Consider the following 16,813-nt stretch of genomic DNA (forward strand, 5'->3'; position numbering starts at 1 on the left):
GAGATTCCTATCGTTGTTTTACTAAAACATCTTTTTACTAAAAAAGCCTTCTAGTATCTAAACCCGAAGACATTTTCAACGATATAAATTGATCAAACAACAACATAATAGAAAGAAATATGGTCGTTTCAATCAGGCTAATTTATGAACTCATTACCTTTTCCCTATTTTATGGCAATCGAGACTGATTTATCTTAGCTAAGTATTTACTCTTTTTGTTATACAATCTAGCCTGATCACAACAAAAAAACCGTCTTCACATTACGTGAAGACGGTTAACAAAGCGTTTTTGCAAATTAATGCAAAACCGTAATCAAGAGGCCACCTAAGATCAAGATGATAGCACCACCGATTCGGTTACCCATTTGAGCGAAGGCAATCAAGCCCATCCGGTCAGAAGCTGACAACACAGCAACGTTTCCAGTTCCACCCATTGAGTTATTAATCATACCGGCTGAAATTGCTGATTCAACTGGGTACAAACCAAAGAGCTTACCCAAAAGACCACCTGCAATTCCAATCGTTACGACTGAAACTAAAGCACAAACAACCAACTGCCATGACAAAGTGGCAAGCAACTTGTTCATATCGACCAAAGCTAATCCGATACCAGCCAACAAAGCTTGTGTTGTTGTAGAAACGATCAGATTTCCAAACATCACGGCTGAATCTTCATAGAACTTAGGAACTAAGTTCAAAGCCTTGGCTACAATAACTGCTAAGATCAAAAATGCGAAAGCGTTAATACTTGGTACCAAAGCGTGCAACAAAGTACCAACCATGTAGAATGACAAAGCCACCATCATTCCAACTAACATTTGTGAGTAGTTGAGGGCTGGGGCATCATCTTTCTTGTCGGCGGCCATGTCATCTGCTGATTTCAACAATTGACCTTGACCATTCATCTTTGACTTGGCAGTAAACTTAACCAACAATGATGAACCAATAATGGCCATCAAGTTTGCCAAAACAACAGCTGGGAACAATTGGTTCAAGATCGTACCGGCTGAAACATGAAGGGCTGACCCGTAAATGTTTGACAATGGCACAATACCGGCTCCAATTCCACCGGCCATCATTGGGAAGGCAACGTACAATGCAGTGTGATTGAAGCCAAGGCCGAGCAACTGCCCAACAAAGCTAACCACAAAGAATGAAATAATCATTGCCCCAAAGGCTACTGGTAAGAAACGCACAGCTGATTTCAACAATAACTTGCGGTCCATCTTCAAAATGGCTGAGGTAATCAAAGCCACGATATAGAACTCCAAGAAGTTGACATCAGAAACAAAGGTATGAATACTTGTTACGGCTTCCTTAGGCACAATCCCTGTACCGGCTAAGATCGAACCGGCAACAACGGCGAAGGCTGACCCTCCACCAAGGTATGAGTGCATGATTGGCAGGTTATTTCCAACATAGAAGAAAACGCCACCAAGCATAACTAGGGCAAACATCGCACCAGCGATGTTATTTGGCAACAAACGTAGGCTCAAGACAGCCACCAACAAAATGGCCATCAGGATAAAGGCAACACCGCCAATACCCGCTACTTGAAACTTGCTTTCGATTTTCGAAAAGATTCCGGTGCCTTGCGACGCCTGTGATTCTTCAGACATTATAATCTCCTTTAGCAAAGCAACTTTTTAATAATACCACTCTTTAATTCAGATTTAAATAAAAAATGCAAGTTTTTTTCACAAAAAAAGCAAACACAGGGTTTGCTTAGATTTATTTTAAATTGTTAGGCGAAAACTGTAACAAAGAAGCCAGCAATCACCAAAACGATGGCACCACCAATTCGGTTTCCCATCTGCGCAAAGGCAATTAAGTTCATCCGGTTAGCGGCCGAGAGGACTGCGACGTTTCCGGTTCCACCCATCGAATTATTAACCAAGCCAGCAGTGACAGCTGACTCGACTGGGTAGAGACCAAAAACTTTGCCCAAATAACCTGCCACCAAGGCAATCGTCACGACGGAAACAATCACACAGATAGCTAACTGCCAAGTCACTGTCTCTAATAAGGCAGACAAATCAAGCAAAGCCAAACCAACACCGGCTAATAGAGCCTTAGTCATCGTTTGCACAATCAATTGACCAAAAAGGACTGCGGACTGTTCATAGTAAGTTGGTACCAAGTTACTGGCCTTAGCAGCAATTGCCACCAAAATCAGAAAGGCAAAAGCATTAATGCTTGGCAACAAGTGATGAAGCATCAAGCCAATCAAGTAGAAGGCCATGGCGACCATCATCCCTACCAATAACCGCTCAAATTCAATTTTAACGGGCTGTGCCTTAGTTGCCTTCATCTCACCAGTTGTCTTCAATAAATCCCCATGGCCGTTCCAGGTCGATTGCTCAGTGTTTTTAACCAAGAGTCCCGCACCGATAATCGCGAGTAGATTGGATAACACAAGGGCTGGGAACAGCTGCGACAAGATTGGCCCTGCCGGCACCCCAAGAGCCGAACCATAGATGGTTGATAGTGGCACAATGCCGGCTCCCACGCCACCGGCCATAACCGGAAAGGAGATGTAGAGCGACGTATGCACGAAGCCCAATCCTAACAACTGCCCCACCAAGCCAACGATGAAGAAATTAGCAACCATGGCCAAGAAAGCAACTGGTAAAAACCGCACCGCTGATTTTAATAACAATTGTCGGTCCATCTTTAAGATGGCCGAAATAATCAGCGACACAATATAAAATTCCAAAAAATTAGAGGTTGAAATAAAGTTGCGCACCGTGCCAATCGCACCACTTGGTACCAGTCTTAGTCCAGCAATAATGGCTGCGCCCACAGTGGCAAAAACCGATCCACCGCCCAAGTAAGACTTAAAAATTGGCAAATGACTGCCGAGATAATACAGGGCCCCACCGAAAATAACAAGCGTAAACAGCGCTCCGCCCATGTTATCGGGTAAAACATCCATCCAGAGGACCACAAATAATAAAAAGGGTCATCAAAAGGAAGGCCGTTCCCCCTAAACCAACAATTTTCAGCTTGGCTTCGAAATTCGAAAAGAAGCTGATAGCACCTGACGGTTGTCTATCTTTCTTCATCTACATTCTCCTGCATCAATTACATCTGTTATCGTATCTAGGGTTATCTTATCACAAATTTTATAAAATTAATCAATAAATTCAAAAAATACTTGATTAAATTCTTCTGGAATTTCTAAATGAGGCAAATGACCAGCTTTTTGTATAACTTTTAAAGAAGAATTTTGGTTCAATAAGTCCTCAAACTCATGGTAATAGCCGATTTTGCATAAAGGCGAGGCCCCGCCAGCAACAAACAGCGTTTTCAACGTACAATCTGCCAAGTCCTGACGCCAATCTTCTAGTAAGTGATTTTTCATCAACGGATAGGCCAAATCAAAATCGAATGGATTTTTGACCTTATCTTCTTTCAACAAGGCCTTAAACTCTGGCGCGACTGGTACAGCGGTCAAGTGTTGCTTAATAAAGGTTTTAGACACAGTTCCAAAAGTCGACCAAGTGAGATTGCGGATGCCGGCCCTCCAGTTTCCTTCGTTTAAGAGCTTGGGGCTTTCGTCAACAATGACCAACTGTTTCAACTTTTCTTGGCCAAATAACGACAGATAGGCCCAAATAACCGATCCGCCCATCGAGTGCCCAACTAACGTAATTTCGTCAATTTTCAATAATTCAAAGAGTTCATGTAAATCAGCCGCCAGGCGGGAAACCCGCAAGTTTTTAGTTGTCCGTTCCGACTGCCCGTGTGACCGCCAGTCCATCGTCACGACCCGATAACCACGCGCTTCTAATCCTGGAATTTGATAAGACCATTCGGCTTGGATGCCAGAAAATCCCGACAGTAAAACCGCCACGGGACCATCCCCCGCTCGATCTGTATAGTTAATTCGTACACCATCACTCGTTGTAAAAAAAGCCATCCCCATGTCCCTCTTCTTTTTTGATTATGATTATGATAACAAACCTGACAAACGACTAATAAAAATAGTCAAAATCAGGTAATCCGCCGCCCCGCCAATACTCAAGTTTTGCTCAATCATGGTTTGGTTCAACGCCGTTAAATATTTTTGACCAGCTGTCGTCTCAGCGCCGCCAAGATCGAAAAATTCATCCACCCAGCCTTGCATCTGCTGAACAATTGCCGGCGTATTCGCGCGCTTAATCAGCGTGGAATCCTGAATCGCCCCCGCTAGTGCCATCAGGGTATCCAAAAGGCGGTTTGTCACGGTTCCCGGCCGGTCACGGAATGTTGGCAGGCCAACCTGCGCTAACGCTGGCAAACCGGCGGCAACCTCACCTCGAACACCTGTCAACTGATAGGTCCGGTACTGGTAATGGCCAGCAGTTTCTTCTTGTCGGTCATGCGCTGAGTTCACTAAGTCATCAGTTAAGACATTTGCACTGATTTTTTGGACGAAATTTAAGACCTCTTGCAAGGTTGTCAATTCTTTATCTTGGGTTGCCAATCCATAGGCAGCAATTAAAATGCCCAACGTAAAAATCGCACCCTTGTGCGTATTCACCCCATCTGTCACCAGATACATAGCCTGCTCCGCCTTGATTCCTTCTGGTCGCAAGGCCGCTAGCAAGTCCGTTGCCTCCGCCTGACTAAAGTCTTGTCCCAGTTCAAAGGCTTTCTCAAAGTATGGTCTTAGTGCTACGGCTGAATCAACAAAGGTCATCACCGTCATGTCATGGTGGGCGCCGGCTGAAATCGGATCAACCAAGCCCGGCTTTGGTGCCAAAACCACTTCCTGCAGGCAAGCGACAACGGCCGCATCCACCACAAAATCTTGCGACCAAGCTGGCAGGGTTAAATCAGTCACGAAATAATCCCGGTACAACTGATTACTTGCTGCCTGGACCGCAGCAAGCGGATGGCGTCCCTCCTTAGCGCAGACCTTCGCATCCTCATCACAAACCAGGCAGCGACGAGGAGGCAAACCCAGGTCTCGACGTGACAGCTGGTAGCCCTTCGCCGAATCAGCCATCACATCACAATCAAACAAACGGCCCAAAGCAAAGTCTTCCTCGAAGCGCAACAACTCCTGCTTCCACTTTTTCAGCTGCCCGTCCAGAACCAAAAAGGCCTCGGGGCCGGTGATCCGTTGTTCATCAACATGAACCTTTTTGATAGCGGCACTGTCACTAACAGCAGCCTGCTTGATCACTTGCCAGCCAGCCATAAAAATCTGTCGGATTTTTGGGCTATTTTTAATTGGGCCCGCAATATTCAACTTCACCGCCACCACGACCTGGTCTGGAAAATCAGCTTCCAATTGTTGCTGAACGGCTGACCGCCACTCACGATTAGTTAAAACTTGGTCTAAGGTCACCGCCTGACCATCGGCAAACAATTCAAGCATCTTCTTTCCTTCCAAACTGATTTCTATTGTCTATTCTAACAAAATCCACAATTAACTACCGCGATAGAAAAGAGGGCCGGTTTCCCTGCCCTCCAATCTTACTGTTAATCTTGTACTTCCTTGATGACGTCAATTAAAGTGCCGTCGCGATATTCAGCCAAGGCGACTACCCGATCTTTAAAGGCCAGTGGCTTAGGTCGACCGACCAAGTTCTCCGCGCGTTTTTGCAAGTCTTCAATCGAATAGATTGGCAGACCCGGCACCTTTGCCAGAGTATCCTTCAGATCCTGCCGCTTTGGATTAATGGCAATGCCGATTTCGGTTACCAAAACATCAATCGAATCACCCGGTGTAATCACCGTGGTGACTGCTGGAACAACCGTGGCAATTCGACCGCGAACCAAAGGAGCGGAAATAATCGTTAACTTAGCCGTTGCCGCATCCTGGTGACCACCGATTGCACCACGAATCACACCATCGGAGCCGGACATCACATTCACGTTAAAATCAGTATCGATTTCCAAGGCTGAAAGAATGGCAACATCCAACTTATCAACCATGGCCCCCTTATTAGCCGGGTCAGCATACCATGATGCGTCGATTTCTTGCTGATTTGGGCTCTCTCGCATTGAAAAGGCTGCTCCCTTATCGAAGTCCTGGACGTCCATGATTTTAGCAACCAGGCCCTCTTTCAAGAGGTCGACCGTTGGCTTCGTAATGCCACCCAGAGCAAAGGATGCTTTAATCTGCTTTTCAATCATTGACTGGCGCAAGAAACGGGTCACGGCTAATGCCGCCCCACCAGAACCAGTCTGGAAAGAAAAGCCATCTTGAAAGTATGGTGAGTGTGTAATCACTTCATTCACCATCTTAGCAATTTGCAGTTCCTTCGGATCCTTGGTAAAGCGGGTCGCCCCAGAGCCAATCTTATCTGGATCACCTACCTTGTCCACCTTGACCACATAGTCAACTTCAGTTTGCTGAATGGAAGCGGGGGTGTTTGGATAAGGCTTTAAATCGTCCGTAATCAGGACTAATTTGTCAGCATAGCGGGCATCCATCAGGGCATAGCCCAAAGACCCAAAGGCCGTTTCACCATCCATCCCATTGGCGTTACCCATCTCATCGGCGTTTGGCACACCTAAAAAGGCAACGTCGATTTGAATTTCACCGGACTCAATTGCCCGCGCCCGATTTCCGTGTGATCGGAAGATTACCGGATTCTTGAGAGCGCCGTGAGAAATCGCATCACCGAGCGTCCCCCGCATCCCAGAAGAGGTAATATTGGTGACAACGCCCTTCTCAATCGCTTCAACCACGATATCATTCATCACGTTTGTCAATGATGAAGGAGCTAACGAAAGGTTTTGATAGCCGGCATCAATGATTTCTCGCATCACCATGTTGAAGACAAAATCACCTTCCCGAAAATGGTGATGGAAAGAAATCGTCATGCCATCACGGACAGTATCACGGACAACCTGTTGAATGGAGTCAACAACCTTACTAGGACCGGTTTGTGCCAGCACCTTTGGTGCCACCCTTTGAATTGTTGGATGACCAAAGTTGACTGATTGAAAACCGCCATCATGGTACTGGTCTAAAATTTCATCTGGAATTTCGCGCTGCACTTTATTCTTCAATGTTATTTCCCTCCTGATCAACAAGGTGGTTCGCCTTCGCCAAAGCCATCACTCGTTCTGCTCGTAGCACAACCGGTCGGTCAACCATCTGACCGTTAATGGCAATCACACCTGATCCCTTTTGTTGGGCAGCCTTAATGGCCATAATCACGTTTTGCGCGTTGATAATTTCTTTTTGACTTGGTTGATAAACTTGGTTAACCAAAGGAATCTGTCTTGGATTAATCACTGATTTTCCATCGAAACCAAGTTGATGAATCAGTTTCGTTTCCCGGATAAAGCCTTCCTCGTCATCCAAGTTCGTAAAGACGGTATCAAATGCTGCAATTCCTGTTGCTCGAGCGGCATGCAAAATGACATTGCGTGCATACAACAATTCTTGACCATCCGGGTAACGGTGGGTCTTCATATCGGTCGTGTAGTCTTCGGCAGACAGCGCAATTCCAATCATTCGATTAGAAGCAGCCGCAATTTCATTGGCATTAACAACACCCTTGGCTGATTCAATGGCGGCCATCAGATGAGTTGAACCCACTTCCAGACCAAATTCCTGTTCTGCTGAGGCAACCAAATTTTCGAGCTCTTGAACCATCTCAGCAGATTCCGTTTTTGGCAGACGAATCACATCAATGCCAGCCTTCACCATCGCTTTAATATCATTTTGGTAAAAGGGGGTATCCAAACCGTTAATTCGAACGACTAATTCCGCATCCCCATAATCAAAGCGAGATAATGCCTCATAAACGAGGTATCGGGCGGCATCTTTTTCGGCCAATGAAACCGCATCCTCCAAATCAAACATAATCGAGTCAGCCCCAAAAATACCGGCATCCTTGATTAACCCCGGATTATTACCAGGAACGAACATCATGGTCCGTCGTAAACGCTCACTTGCAACCATTAGAGCACCTCCCATTGTGGCTGATCAACTTGATCCAAGGCCCGTTGGCAAACCGTGATAGCCCGCGCCTTAATCACGGGGTCCAAGGCTCCCTGGTCAACTACCTTAATGACGGCATTTTGAATATCATAGGCAGCAAAGACTCCTTCAATCGTTGCTTGAATTTGGTCCCCAAACTGCTTGGCTACGTCTGAAACCAAGTCAAATTCGAGGCCATTTGTGCCTTGACTGACCATAATTTGAACATCCGAAGATTCGAGGGTCCCCGCCAAAGCGGTTTTCTTAATTTCCATCGATTTTTTGTCCTTTCTTGATTCTTGCTTGTAAGTCGGTGAGATATTTTTCAATAAAGGAAAGACTCGACACTGGTAACATGTCAGCCACATCCTGAATTCGCCCTGCCTGAATGGCTTTGCGAACTGTTCGAGCACTAATAACCTGCTGACTGTCCGTCGGTTCCTTCATTCTTGGTACCAGCTCAACTTGAACTTCTGGTGGGAGCACTTCTTGCAACGCCTGATTATACTGATCAGTTGTCTGTGACAGCGGTTCCGTCCCAACATAACGGCTTGTGATGCCCAATGGTTTGGCAATTTGTTCCTTAAACAAAGTGGCATCGAGGCGCGTTTGGTAAGAAACCCGCTGACTGTCATCCTTCAGAAAATAGGCCGGGAAAGACAGACTGGAGACCATGTAAGGTCCACCAGTTGCCACCACGACATTTGCCAAGTCGCTTGTTCCTTCTTGAACCAAGCGTAAGCGCTCTTCAGTCGTGAACAACGATTGGTCCTCCTCAACCACAAATACATAAACAAAGTCATTCTTTTGCGCTGCCGTCTCCACCAAGTACCGGTGCCCCTTGGTAAACGGATTGGCATTTAAAACAACCGCTGCTACTTGTTTTGCTGAAGCTGGTTTTTTAGGCAATGCCGCCAAAAAGCTAGCCACATTTGGCAAGCCTTTTTCTAAAATCAGGCCCTCACTAGTCTTCGCCAAAGTGGCAAAGCCAACATGGGCAAAGCTCTGTTCGTATTGCAACTTGGTAAAAACAAATAAATGAAAGATGCCATCTTGCGCCAGCGTCGTTTCGAGCGTTGACACCAGGCGATTAAACCTGGCCCCCTTAGAAGCACCAGCCGCCGAAACGGCCAAATATTTCAACGTTTGACCAGCAATCGAGCCGGTTCCAACCATTTGGCCTTGGTCGTCATAGATTGCAAAGGTTTTATCAATGGCAGCCAGCTCTTGGCTTGAAAAGTTATCTAAGCCCTGACTGGTTAAAAACCGTTGCCAATCCTTTTTCGTAGCTGGGTTAGTCAAATAAATTTCTTGAATAGTTTCCACTATCGACGCCCCACCTTCTTACCTTAACTTGCTACTTTAGTGTTCTTGTTTGGCAAAAGCCAACACCGCATTTTCCACTGCCGCCACCACGCCAGTATCAAAGACAGCTGGCACAACTTTTTCTGCACTTGGCTGCTCAACTAAGTTCGCCAGGGCTGTTGCGACATGGAGCTGCAATTCAATCGAAACTGATTTTAAATCAGTAGCCAAAAGTCCCTTAAACAGACCCGGGAAGGCCAAAATATTGTTCACCTGGTTAGCCCACTGAGATGAGCCAGTCGCAACGACAGCAGCACCACCAGCTTTAGCTTCGTCTGGCAAAATTTCAGGTACCGGGTTAGCTAGCGCCAAAACAATCGCCTTGTCAGCCATCCGTCGCACTTGGTCCGCCGAAAAAAGATGTTCATCCGAAAGGCCAATAAAGACGTCTTGCTGGTCGATAACTTCATCCAGACTTTGCCCCTGACTTTGTTCAACCTGCTTTGCTAAATCACGTTGAAAATGATTATAGTCCTGATCATCTGCTCGAATGACGCCATGAATATCGACGAGCGTTTGCTTTTTAATGCCCGCCGCTAATAAAAGCTTTGCAGTGGCTACTCCGGCAGCACCGACACCATTGATAACAATGTTCAAATCCGTCAAAGGCTTACCAACAACCTTCGCGGCATTAATCAAAGCCGCTAACACAACGATGGCCGTGCCAGTTTGATCATCATGGTAAACCGGAATATCAAGGGCTTCCTGCAGTTGTTGCTCAATTTCAAAAACGCGTGGCGCAGCAATATCTTCCAAATGAATACCTGCAAAGGATGGCGCCATTGTCTTAATTGTTGCCACAAATTCTTCGACTGGCACCTGGTTCAAAGCCATCGGTAACGCATCGACACCGGCAAACTCCTTATAAATCAGCGCTTTACCTTCCACAATTGGTAAGCCAGCCCCAGGGCCGATATTCCCCAGGCCTAAGACGGCCGAACCGTCGGTAATGACCGGCACTAATTTACCCGAAATGGTGTACTTCGTTTGATCTTCTGGGTGGCGCTCGATTTGTTTGGCTAAGGCTGCCACGCCCGGCGTGTATGCCTTGGCTAAATCAGCTGCGTCCTTGATTGCAAAGGTCCCCTGAATCGTCAGGGCTCCTTGGTGGTGCTCATGAAGTGCAAAGACCTCATTCATATCTACCATATTGGCCTCCTAATGTTTTTGAAGACTTGAATTAAATCCTAAATTCATTTTAAATTGTACATTAGCGAATGTAAAGAAAAATATTTAATATTTTTACAAATAAAATGTATAATTAATCATTTTTCAATATTTAAAGTTTTTTACCATCTTTAAATTTGTCTTACTTTTAAAATATTTTACACTTTGATTGTAAATATCTTGAATTTTGTAGTAGAATCAATTTAATGATTTCTTGTTTAGACCAAAAATCGTGGCTTAAATTAAAGAAAATCAATAATAGAAGGAAAAGGATGACAATATGTCCACAACGGATCCAAATTTACTGGCGCAGATTTCTGAAGACTACTACCTAAACAAGTTGTCCTTTGGTGAAATTTCGACCAAGTACGACGTTTCCCGGTACCTCATTAATAAGTACCTGACAGAAGCCGTGAAAACCGGCGTTGTGAAAATTGAAATTGCCACCTCTGCTAACCGTAATTCACAGTTAGAGCAAGTTTTTAAGGAAAAATTTCCAAACACAAATTGCTACATTATCCAAGATGACACCACGACAAGTGCCACTGAAGATTTGATTTCAAACTACGCGGCCAATCTGGTGGTTAAGCACTTAGAAAATGGTCCTCATATCGTTGGGATGACCTGGGGTGACACGATGTACTCACTGATTGATGCCATCACGTCCAATCCCTTAGACCAGATTAAGTTCACCCAATTCGTTGGGGAAAACATGAAGTACAACTCTACGGCCGGTTCCGTTCGCATCGTTGAACGTGCTGCCAAGAAGGTTGCCGGTGAGTTCTTAACGCTCCCCGCTCCCCTCTACTTAGCCGATGATGCCGTCCGTAACGGTCTGTATGAGGCGGTTTCAATCAAGCAAACCATCGACTTAGCCAAGCAAATGGATACTGTTTTGACTGGTATGGGCACGATTGCTTCGCTTGAATCAATCGCCATTTGGAACCAAAACATCAACCGCCTCTTCCCCAACGTTAAATTGGGCGAAGTTGCAGGTATGATTTACGGTCGACCATATGACATTAACGGAAACATCTTAAACGTTGGCTCCGACAAAGTCGTTGGTTTGGATATGAATTCAATCCTCGCCACACCAAAACGAATTGGTGTCGTCCGCTCTAAGGCGAAGTCAAAAGCGGCCCTCGGCGCTCTTCGTGGTGGCTTTGTCACCGACTTGGTAATGTCAGAATCATTAGCATACCGAATTATCAACGAAGAAGCTGAATAAATTTTTAAAAAGTCTACCCCTTGATTTGGGTCCCGAAATTTAGACAAACAAATTTCAGGATTCATATCACTTCTGGTAGGCTTTTTTGCTGCACAATTATTCCGAAGCACAAAAAAAGAGTGAAAACGAAATCGTTTTCACTCCTGATTTTTATGACTTTGTTTTTGTTCCAAACAGTTTTTGGCAAATCAGGCCAATCACAATGCCAAAGAAGGCAAAGCCAATCCAGCCAAAGCCGGCACTGGCACCAAAAATATGGGTCTGGTACCAACCGACATGAGTGGTTGTTCCAACAGTATAAGAGACCAATCCACCAAGGTCCTTGGCAAAAGGTGCGTTTGACAAGCCATCAAAGACAGCTGCAATCAACGTCAAGCCCAACGCCCAGCCATAGAGAAAGCGGCCCTGACCTAGCCATGGTGACAACAAACTCAGTAGAATCAGCACAATCGCAATGGGGTACAGGAACATCAAGATGGGCGCAGCCCAAACAATAATCTTGTCTAGTCCTAGTGTTGCGACAATAAAGGCCAAAAGTGAGGCAAAGGCCAACCAACCTTTATAGGAAACTTTGGGCCAAACGCGGTTTAAATCGCGGGCAAAGGATGCCGTCAGCCCCATAGCCGTAGTAAAGACGGCCAATGTACCCATGACAGCGATAAAGATTTGACCAAAACGGCCGAAATAATACAGCATCACATTGGTCAAAGCAACGGCACCATTACTTGAGATTGGCATATGAGCCAAAGAAGTCGTTCCAAGCAAAATCAAGCCAACATAGACCACGGCCAAAACGACCATCGACAAGGTTCCAGTCTTCACGATGACCGTCGCGATTTCGCCAGGCTTTTTGTAACCTAATTTTTGAATGGAATGCACAATCGTCACCCCAAAAATCAGTCCTGCCATCGCATCAACCGTATTGTAACCTTCAATAAAGGCCGGCGCAATCGCATTTCCCTGATAAGCTGTTGTCACCGCTTGGTGAGTGGAACCCATTGGTGAGATGATGGCTAAAATAAAGATGAAAGCCAACATGGCCAAGAAAATTGGGTTTAGGTAGCGGCCAATAATATCCAATAGCTTCGTTGATTGCGTTGACGACCAATAAACGAGGATAAAGTAAATCAAGGCAAAGACAATCAGACCAATTTGTTGCTGCCCTTTTGGTAGCCAATTAGCAAAGGAGAACGAATAAGCAACCGTTGCCGTTCGAGGAGCCACAATGATTGGTCCCAAGCATAGCTGCAAGGCAACCAAGAAAATTGTGGCCGGTCTGTGCCCTAATGGTCGAATCAAATCAAAGACTGATTCGGACCGGGTAACCGCTAAAGCAACCAAAGACAAGAGCGGCAAGATAACCGCACTCAGCAAAAAGCCAACCGTAGCGGGTCCCCATTGCGCACCTGCAATTTGTCCCAAGTGAACCGGAAAAATCAGGTTTCCGGATCCAAAGAACATTCCAAAAATCAATGAAAACAGGAGCAGGGCCTGCTTCCAACTAAGTTTCTTTTCCATTAACGTAAAACTCCATTCACGGCTATCCAACAAACAATCATTTTTTAGATAGCAAAATACCTATCAATTTTACAGGAAAAAGTCCCTACTGGCTAGTTAAAATACCGTTTCAAGCAACTTAATGGCACTAAAAAAAGCCCGCCAGAATCAGTTAAACCTAATGAATTTCATCACGATTATTAGATTCACTCAGAAAGTTAACAGAACATTTTTTGCTAGTAAACTTTTGATTCCTTTGGTACTTTTTTAATATTTTTATGCTTCGCTTCGTATATAATCATTTAGTTTTTTAGGCGAGAATCCTAGCCAATCACCCACCGAAGACTCCACAATTGGTGTACGCTTCTTTCCCTCATTTTTAAAATGAGTATAGAGTTCTGGATTTTGATCGAGCGACACCTCTTCAAAGGCAACCCCCTTCGTCTTTAAATAGAGCTTGGTTGCGGCGCATTCAGCACAGTTTTTTCGAGTATAAATTTTTAGCATGGCTCCTCCAGTTCATCGTAATTTAAAATTGGTATTGTTTATATTTTAACAGTCATAAATTAATTAAATCATAAAAATCAAGGAGGATTTCAGATAAATCAACAATCGAGTCCGCTGCCATACAACGGCATAAAAAAAAGACCAAAATTGGTCTTTTATTTTTTATATGATTATTGGCTAATAATTTGGTCAATTTGTGCCAATTCATCGGCAGAAAAGTCCAAGTTCTTCGTAAATTCAAGGTTATCCATCAAATGGTCAACCGATGATGTCCCAATCACAACGGAAGCAACCCGCTTGTCTTGAAGCAACCAAGCCAATGACATTTGGCTCAGTGTCTGTTGACGACCTTGGGCCAACTCGTTAAGAGCACGCAACTTAGCGGCCAAAGCATCGCGACCGTTTTCAAACAAGAAACCATTAGTCTTGTGGATTGGGAAGTCTTCCGGTACCCCGTTTAAGTAGCGGTCCGTCAACAAGCCTTCAGCCAATGGTCCATAAGCAAAGAGTCCGGCATGGTGTTGGTCCAAGATGTCCAACAAACCAGAATTCTTCTGCTCCTGATTTAACATGTTATAAGAAACCTGGTTACCAATAAATGGCGTTTTCAGTTCCTTGAAGATTTCAGCAATGGCTTGCGTCTGTTCAGCCGTATAGTTTGAAACCCCAACATAAAGAGCCTTTCCCTGGCGAACCAAAGTGTCTAAGGCAAGAGCAGTTTCTTCCAAGTTCGTATTTGGATCAAAACGGTGAGCGTAAAAGATGTCGACGTAATCCAAGTTCATCTTTTGCAGTGAAGTATCCAAAGCGTTAATCAATGTCTTGCGACCAGAAAATTCACCCATTGGCCCAGGCCACATGTGGTAACCGGCCTTCGTCGTAATCACCAATTCGTTTCGGTAAGACTTCAAATCAGACTTGTACACCTGACCAAAAGTTTCTTCAGCGGTTCCATTGTTTGGCCCGTAATTAAAAGCATTATCAAAAGAAAAAATTCCTTCATCAAAAGCCTTCAAAATCACTTTACGAGAGTTCTCCAATGGCTTGGTATCGCCAAGGTTGCGCCAAAGGCCAAAGGAAACGGCGGGTACAATCAAGCCCGAATCAGCGACTCGACGATAGGGCAACTTTTCATAACGATCTTCTGCTGCTTGGTAAACCATGTCTATTCCTCCAATACTGCTACTAACTGTTCTGCAATTTTCTGATGGGCCAACACGTCAGGGTGGTAGGGACGTGTCTGAATCCCCCATTGATCCGCCCGAACAACGGTAAAGTTGCTAAAGCGAGCAACTTCAGCCAAAACGATATCCACAAAGGCACCATTCCAAGGGGTTAACAAATAAAAATGAGCACCATGGAACCGTTTTACCAATTCTAACAAATAGACGCGCAAACCAAAAGCGAATTCCTGGTCACTGGCCCCATAGTTGGCATCGTTTAGTCCGTAGGCCACAATTACTCGATCCGTTACCACTCGCCGGCGGCTAATCCCCTCGCCAACTTGCCAGAGGGCATCAATAGCCTTTGGCTCCTGGAATGGCGCCCGAGCGGTCAATCCCGTTCCGCCATAGGCAATTCGATTCAACGGGCGGTCAAAGTGATTCGCTACTAAAGCTGGAAAGGATAAAGCTGGTTGGTGGCGGTCATGATTTGGACCAGCCATTGCCTCACCGGCAACAATCGAATCGCCAACAAAGGTCAGATAAGGCTTCGTTGCCTCACCGTCCTTTGGCAAGACAGGCAAAAGTTCTTCGTCCCCTGACCAAGTGAGGTCCGCAAGTACGAGTCCCGTCCGCCAGAAGTCAACCTGCCCCGTCTCCCACTGATCCAAAGTGAGCTGGTAGTAGTGGTCAGCCTGCAAGTGAACGCTGACATGGTCAGCCACAACCAACAAGTCTTCTGATTTTTCACCGTCAATTGTCACCGTCCAAACCAGGTTTGGATAATGCTTGGCAAAAGTCAGTGTCAGCGTTCCTTCGTCCTGCGTTTTTAGGGACAAATAGGCACCATACTGTGAGGTCAATACCCCACCTTCTTCAAGCGCCGACCATTCTGGTGAAGCAAATCGTAATAAATCAGCCACCATCATTCGAGTTCCTCACGTTGGTCTGGGCTCAACATGACCTTAGCCATCGACTTGTGGGCAATCACTTGACCAATCGCTTCGGCGAAGAGGTTGGCCGCTGTAATCACTGTCAATTTGTCAAAGTGCTTTTCAGCTGGAATTGGCACCGTATCGGTAACAATTACACGGTCAAGGACCGAGTCTTGGAGCTTCTTTGGCGCATCCCCCGACAAGACCGCGTGAGTTGCCAAGGCATCAATTGTCTTGGCACCTGCTTTTTGAACGGCAACAGCTGCCTTGACCGTTGCTTCACCGGTATCAATCATATCCGACAAGATAATGGCGTGCTTACCGGCAACGTTTCCAGTCACCGCCGTCTTCACTCGAGGATCCCGGTCTTGGTCAACAATGGCCCATTGAGCGTGCAAAACTTCAGCCAATCGTTGTACTAATTTCAAAGTTGATGAACCAGAGGCAACCACGACAACATCCGGTCCGACCAAGCCCTGATCCTCGTAGAATTTCGCTTGAACAGGCATGGCAATCAGGTGGTCAACAGGAATATCAAAGAATCCCTGCACCTGACTCGTATGCAAGTCCATCGTCATGACGCGCTTAACGCCCTGGCTTTCCAACATATTGGCAATCAAGCGGGCAACAATCGGTTCCCGCGACCGCGTCTTGCGGTCCGACCGAGCATAGCCAAGGTAGGGGATAATCACATTGATGGATTTAGCTGACGTCCGTTTTGCGGCATCGATAAAAATCATCAACTTAATAAAGTTGTCATTAACCGGTTCGCTAATAGGTTGGACAACGTAAACGTCAATCCCCCGGACAGAATCAACGATTCGTTCATAAATTTCGTTGTCGGCAAAAGTTTGAATCTCTACCGGGGCAACGGGTGTGTGTAATTGTTTCGCAATCGCCTCAGTTAAATCTGGGTTTGTACCCAAATCAAAAAGACGGTATTTCGGATTGGCGGTCATAAATACTCCAAAAAATTCAAATTTGTTATTTTATTGACTGGGACCACTGCAAAAAGCAATCT

Annotated in this window: 16 protein-coding genes; 1 reads left to right on the top strand and 15 read right to left on the bottom strand. The window is 45.5% G+C overall.

Translation table 11 applies throughout. The features are described 5' to 3' along the window. Positions 1-296 precede the first annotated feature (296 nt). From FT12353_RS03180 to FT12353_RS03220, 10 genes are all read right to left on the bottom strand, one after another. Complete coding sequence (locus FT12353_RS03180; RefSeq protein ID WP_203618387.1) at positions 297-1,619, bottom strand: 2-hydroxycarboxylate transporter family protein; 1,323 nt, start codon at positions 1,617-1,619, stop codon at positions 297-299. A 125-nt stretch (positions 1,620-1,744) separates the two neighbouring features. Further along, positions 1,745-2,935, bottom strand: a complete 1,191-nt coding sequence (locus FT12353_RS03185) for a 2-hydroxycarboxylate transporter family protein (RefSeq protein WP_239061166.1) — start codon at positions 2,933-2,935, stop codon at positions 1,745-1,747. Then, complete coding sequence (locus FT12353_RS08500) at positions 2,916-3,065, bottom strand: hypothetical protein (RefSeq protein WP_239061167.1); 150 nt, start codon at positions 3,063-3,065, stop codon at positions 2,916-2,918. Before FT12353_RS08500 ends, FT12353_RS03185 begins: the two co-directional genes overlap by 20 nt. A 68-nt stretch (positions 3,066-3,133) precedes the next feature. Continuing rightward, positions 3,134-3,922 (bottom strand): alpha/beta fold hydrolase, encoded by a 789-nt coding sequence (locus FT12353_RS03190; RefSeq protein WP_203618389.1) that lies wholly within the window; start codon positions 3,920-3,922, stop codon positions 3,134-3,136. Positions 3,923-3,952: 30 nt separating this feature from the next. After that, positions 3,953-5,368 (bottom strand): triphosphoribosyl-dephospho-CoA synthase CitG, encoded by a 1,416-nt coding sequence (citG, locus tag FT12353_RS03195; RefSeq protein ID WP_203618396.1) that lies wholly within the window; start codon positions 5,366-5,368, stop codon positions 3,953-3,955. Positions 5,369-5,472: 104 nt separating this feature from the next. After that, positions 5,473-7,011, bottom strand: coding sequence for a citrate lyase subunit alpha (citF, locus tag FT12353_RS03200; protein ID WP_203618398.1), 1,539 nt, complete (start codon positions 7,009-7,011; stop codon positions 5,473-5,475). After that, entirely contained in the window at positions 7,001-7,912 is a 912-nt protein-coding gene (citE, locus tag FT12353_RS03205) for a citrate (pro-3S)-lyase subunit beta (RefSeq protein ID WP_203618408.1), read from the bottom strand. The genes citF and citE overlap by 11 nt, the downstream gene beginning before the upstream one ends. Then, complete coding sequence (gene citD, locus FT12353_RS03210) at positions 7,912-8,205, bottom strand: citrate lyase acyl carrier protein (protein WP_168778479.1); 294 nt, start codon at positions 8,203-8,205, stop codon at positions 7,912-7,914. Before citD ends, citE begins: the two co-directional genes overlap by 1 nt. Beyond that, on the bottom strand, positions 8,195-9,259 hold the full coding sequence (gene citC / locus FT12353_RS03215; RefSeq protein ID WP_203618560.1) for a [citrate (pro-3S)-lyase] ligase: 1,065 nt from the start codon (positions 9,257-9,259) through the stop codon (positions 8,195-8,197). The genes citD and citC overlap by 11 nt, the downstream gene beginning before the upstream one ends. A gap of 33 nt (positions 9,260-9,292) precedes the next feature. Beyond that, positions 9,293-10,444, bottom strand: a complete 1,152-nt coding sequence (locus FT12353_RS03220) for an NAD(P)-dependent malic enzyme (RefSeq protein WP_203618410.1) — start codon at positions 10,442-10,444, stop codon at positions 9,293-9,295. A gap of 298 nt (positions 10,445-10,742) precedes the next feature. Here FT12353_RS03220 and FT12353_RS03225 point away from each other — a divergent pair, with 298 nt between their 5' ends. Next, on the top strand, positions 10,743-11,690 hold the full coding sequence (locus FT12353_RS03225) for a sugar-binding transcriptional regulator (protein ID WP_203618412.1): 948 nt from the start codon (positions 10,743-10,745) through the stop codon (positions 11,688-11,690). A 150-nt stretch (positions 11,691-11,840) separates the two neighbouring features. Here FT12353_RS03225 and brnQ read toward each other — a convergent pair whose 3' ends face one another. The 5 genes from brnQ to FT12353_RS03250 all read right to left on the bottom strand — a co-directional run bounded on the left by brnQ (position 11,841) and on the right by FT12353_RS03250 (position 16,751). Then, positions 11,841-13,208 carry a branched-chain amino acid transport system II carrier protein gene (gene brnQ, locus FT12353_RS03230; protein WP_203618414.1) on the bottom strand — a complete coding sequence of 456 codons (1,368 nt, stop codon included), beginning with the start codon at positions 13,206-13,208 and terminating at the stop codon, positions 11,841-11,843. A 255-nt stretch (positions 13,209-13,463) separates the two neighbouring features. Beyond that, on the bottom strand, positions 13,464-13,694 hold the full coding sequence (locus FT12353_RS03235; protein ID WP_203618416.1) for a glutaredoxin domain-containing protein: 231 nt from the start codon (positions 13,692-13,694) through the stop codon (positions 13,464-13,466). Between the two features lie 170 nt (positions 13,695-13,864). After that, on the bottom strand, positions 13,865-14,857 hold the full coding sequence (locus FT12353_RS03240; protein ID WP_203618425.1) for an aldo/keto reductase: 993 nt from the start codon (positions 14,855-14,857) through the stop codon (positions 13,865-13,867). Positions 14,858-14,859: 2 nt separating this feature from the next. Then, positions 14,860-15,786 carry an SGNH/GDSL hydrolase family protein gene (locus tag FT12353_RS03245; RefSeq protein ID WP_203618427.1) on the bottom strand — a complete coding sequence of 309 codons (927 nt, stop codon included), beginning with the start codon at positions 15,784-15,786 and terminating at the stop codon, positions 14,860-14,862. After that, positions 15,783-16,751, bottom strand: coding sequence for a ribose-phosphate diphosphokinase (locus FT12353_RS03250; protein ID WP_203618429.1), 969 nt, complete (start codon positions 16,749-16,751; stop codon positions 15,783-15,785). Before FT12353_RS03250 ends, FT12353_RS03245 begins: the two co-directional genes overlap by 4 nt. Positions 16,752-16,813: the final 62 nt, after the last annotated feature.

Source organism: Fructobacillus tropaeoli, from assembly GCF_016860625.1.
In the GTDB taxonomy this organism is placed as follows: domain Bacteria; phylum Bacillota; class Bacilli; order Lactobacillales; family Lactobacillaceae; genus Fructobacillus; species Fructobacillus tropaeoli.

Excerpts from the sequence above, each read along its gene's own strand:
- FT12353_RS03220 (WP_203618410.1), bottom strand. The coding sequence starts at position 10,444 with ATGGTAGATATGAATGAGGTCTTTGCACTTCATGAGCACCACCAAGGA.
- FT12353_RS03190 (WP_203618389.1), bottom strand. The coding sequence starts at position 3,922 with ATGGCTTTTTTTACAACGAGTGATGGTGTACGAATTAACTATACAGAT.
- citE (WP_203618408.1), bottom strand. The coding sequence starts at position 7,912 with ATGGTTGCAAGTGAGCGTTTACGACGGACCATGATGTTCGTTCCTGGT.
- citG (WP_203618396.1), bottom strand. The coding sequence starts at position 5,368 with ATGCTTGAATTGTTTGCCGATGGTCAGGCGGTGACCTTAGACCAAGTT.
- FT12353_RS03235 (WP_203618416.1), bottom strand. The coding sequence starts at position 13,694 with ATGCTAAAAATTTATACTCGAAAAAACTGTGCTGAATGCGCCGCAACC.
- FT12353_RS03250 (WP_203618429.1), bottom strand. The coding sequence starts at position 16,751 with ATGACCGCCAATCCGAAATACCGTCTTTTTGATTTGGGTACAAACCCA.
- FT12353_RS08500 (WP_239061167.1), bottom strand. The coding sequence starts at position 3,065 with ATGAAGAAAGATAGACAACCGTCAGGTGCTATCAGCTTCTTTTCGAAT.
- FT12353_RS03245 (WP_203618427.1), bottom strand. The coding sequence starts at position 15,786 with ATGATGGTGGCTGATTTATTACGATTTGCTTCACCAGAATGGTCGGCG.
- FT12353_RS03180 (WP_203618387.1), bottom strand. The coding sequence starts at position 1,619 with ATGTCTGAAGAATCACAGGCGTCGCAAGGCACCGGAATCTTTTCGAAA.
- citD (WP_168778479.1), bottom strand. The coding sequence starts at position 8,205 with ATGGAAATTAAGAAAACCGCTTTGGCGGGGACCCTCGAATCTTCGGAT.
- brnQ (WP_203618414.1), bottom strand. The coding sequence starts at position 13,208 with ATGGAAAAGAAACTTAGTTGGAAGCAGGCCCTGCTCCTGTTTTCATTG.
- FT12353_RS03240 (WP_203618425.1), bottom strand. The coding sequence starts at position 14,857 with ATGGTTTACCAAGCAGCAGAAGATCGTTATGAAAAGTTGCCCTATCGT.
- FT12353_RS03185 (WP_239061166.1), bottom strand. The coding sequence starts at position 2,935 with ATGGATGTTTTACCCGATAACATGGGCGGAGCGCTGTTTACGCTTGTT.
- FT12353_RS03225 (WP_203618412.1), top strand. The coding sequence starts at position 10,743 with ATGTCCACAACGGATCCAAATTTACTGGCGCAGATTTCTGAAGACTAC.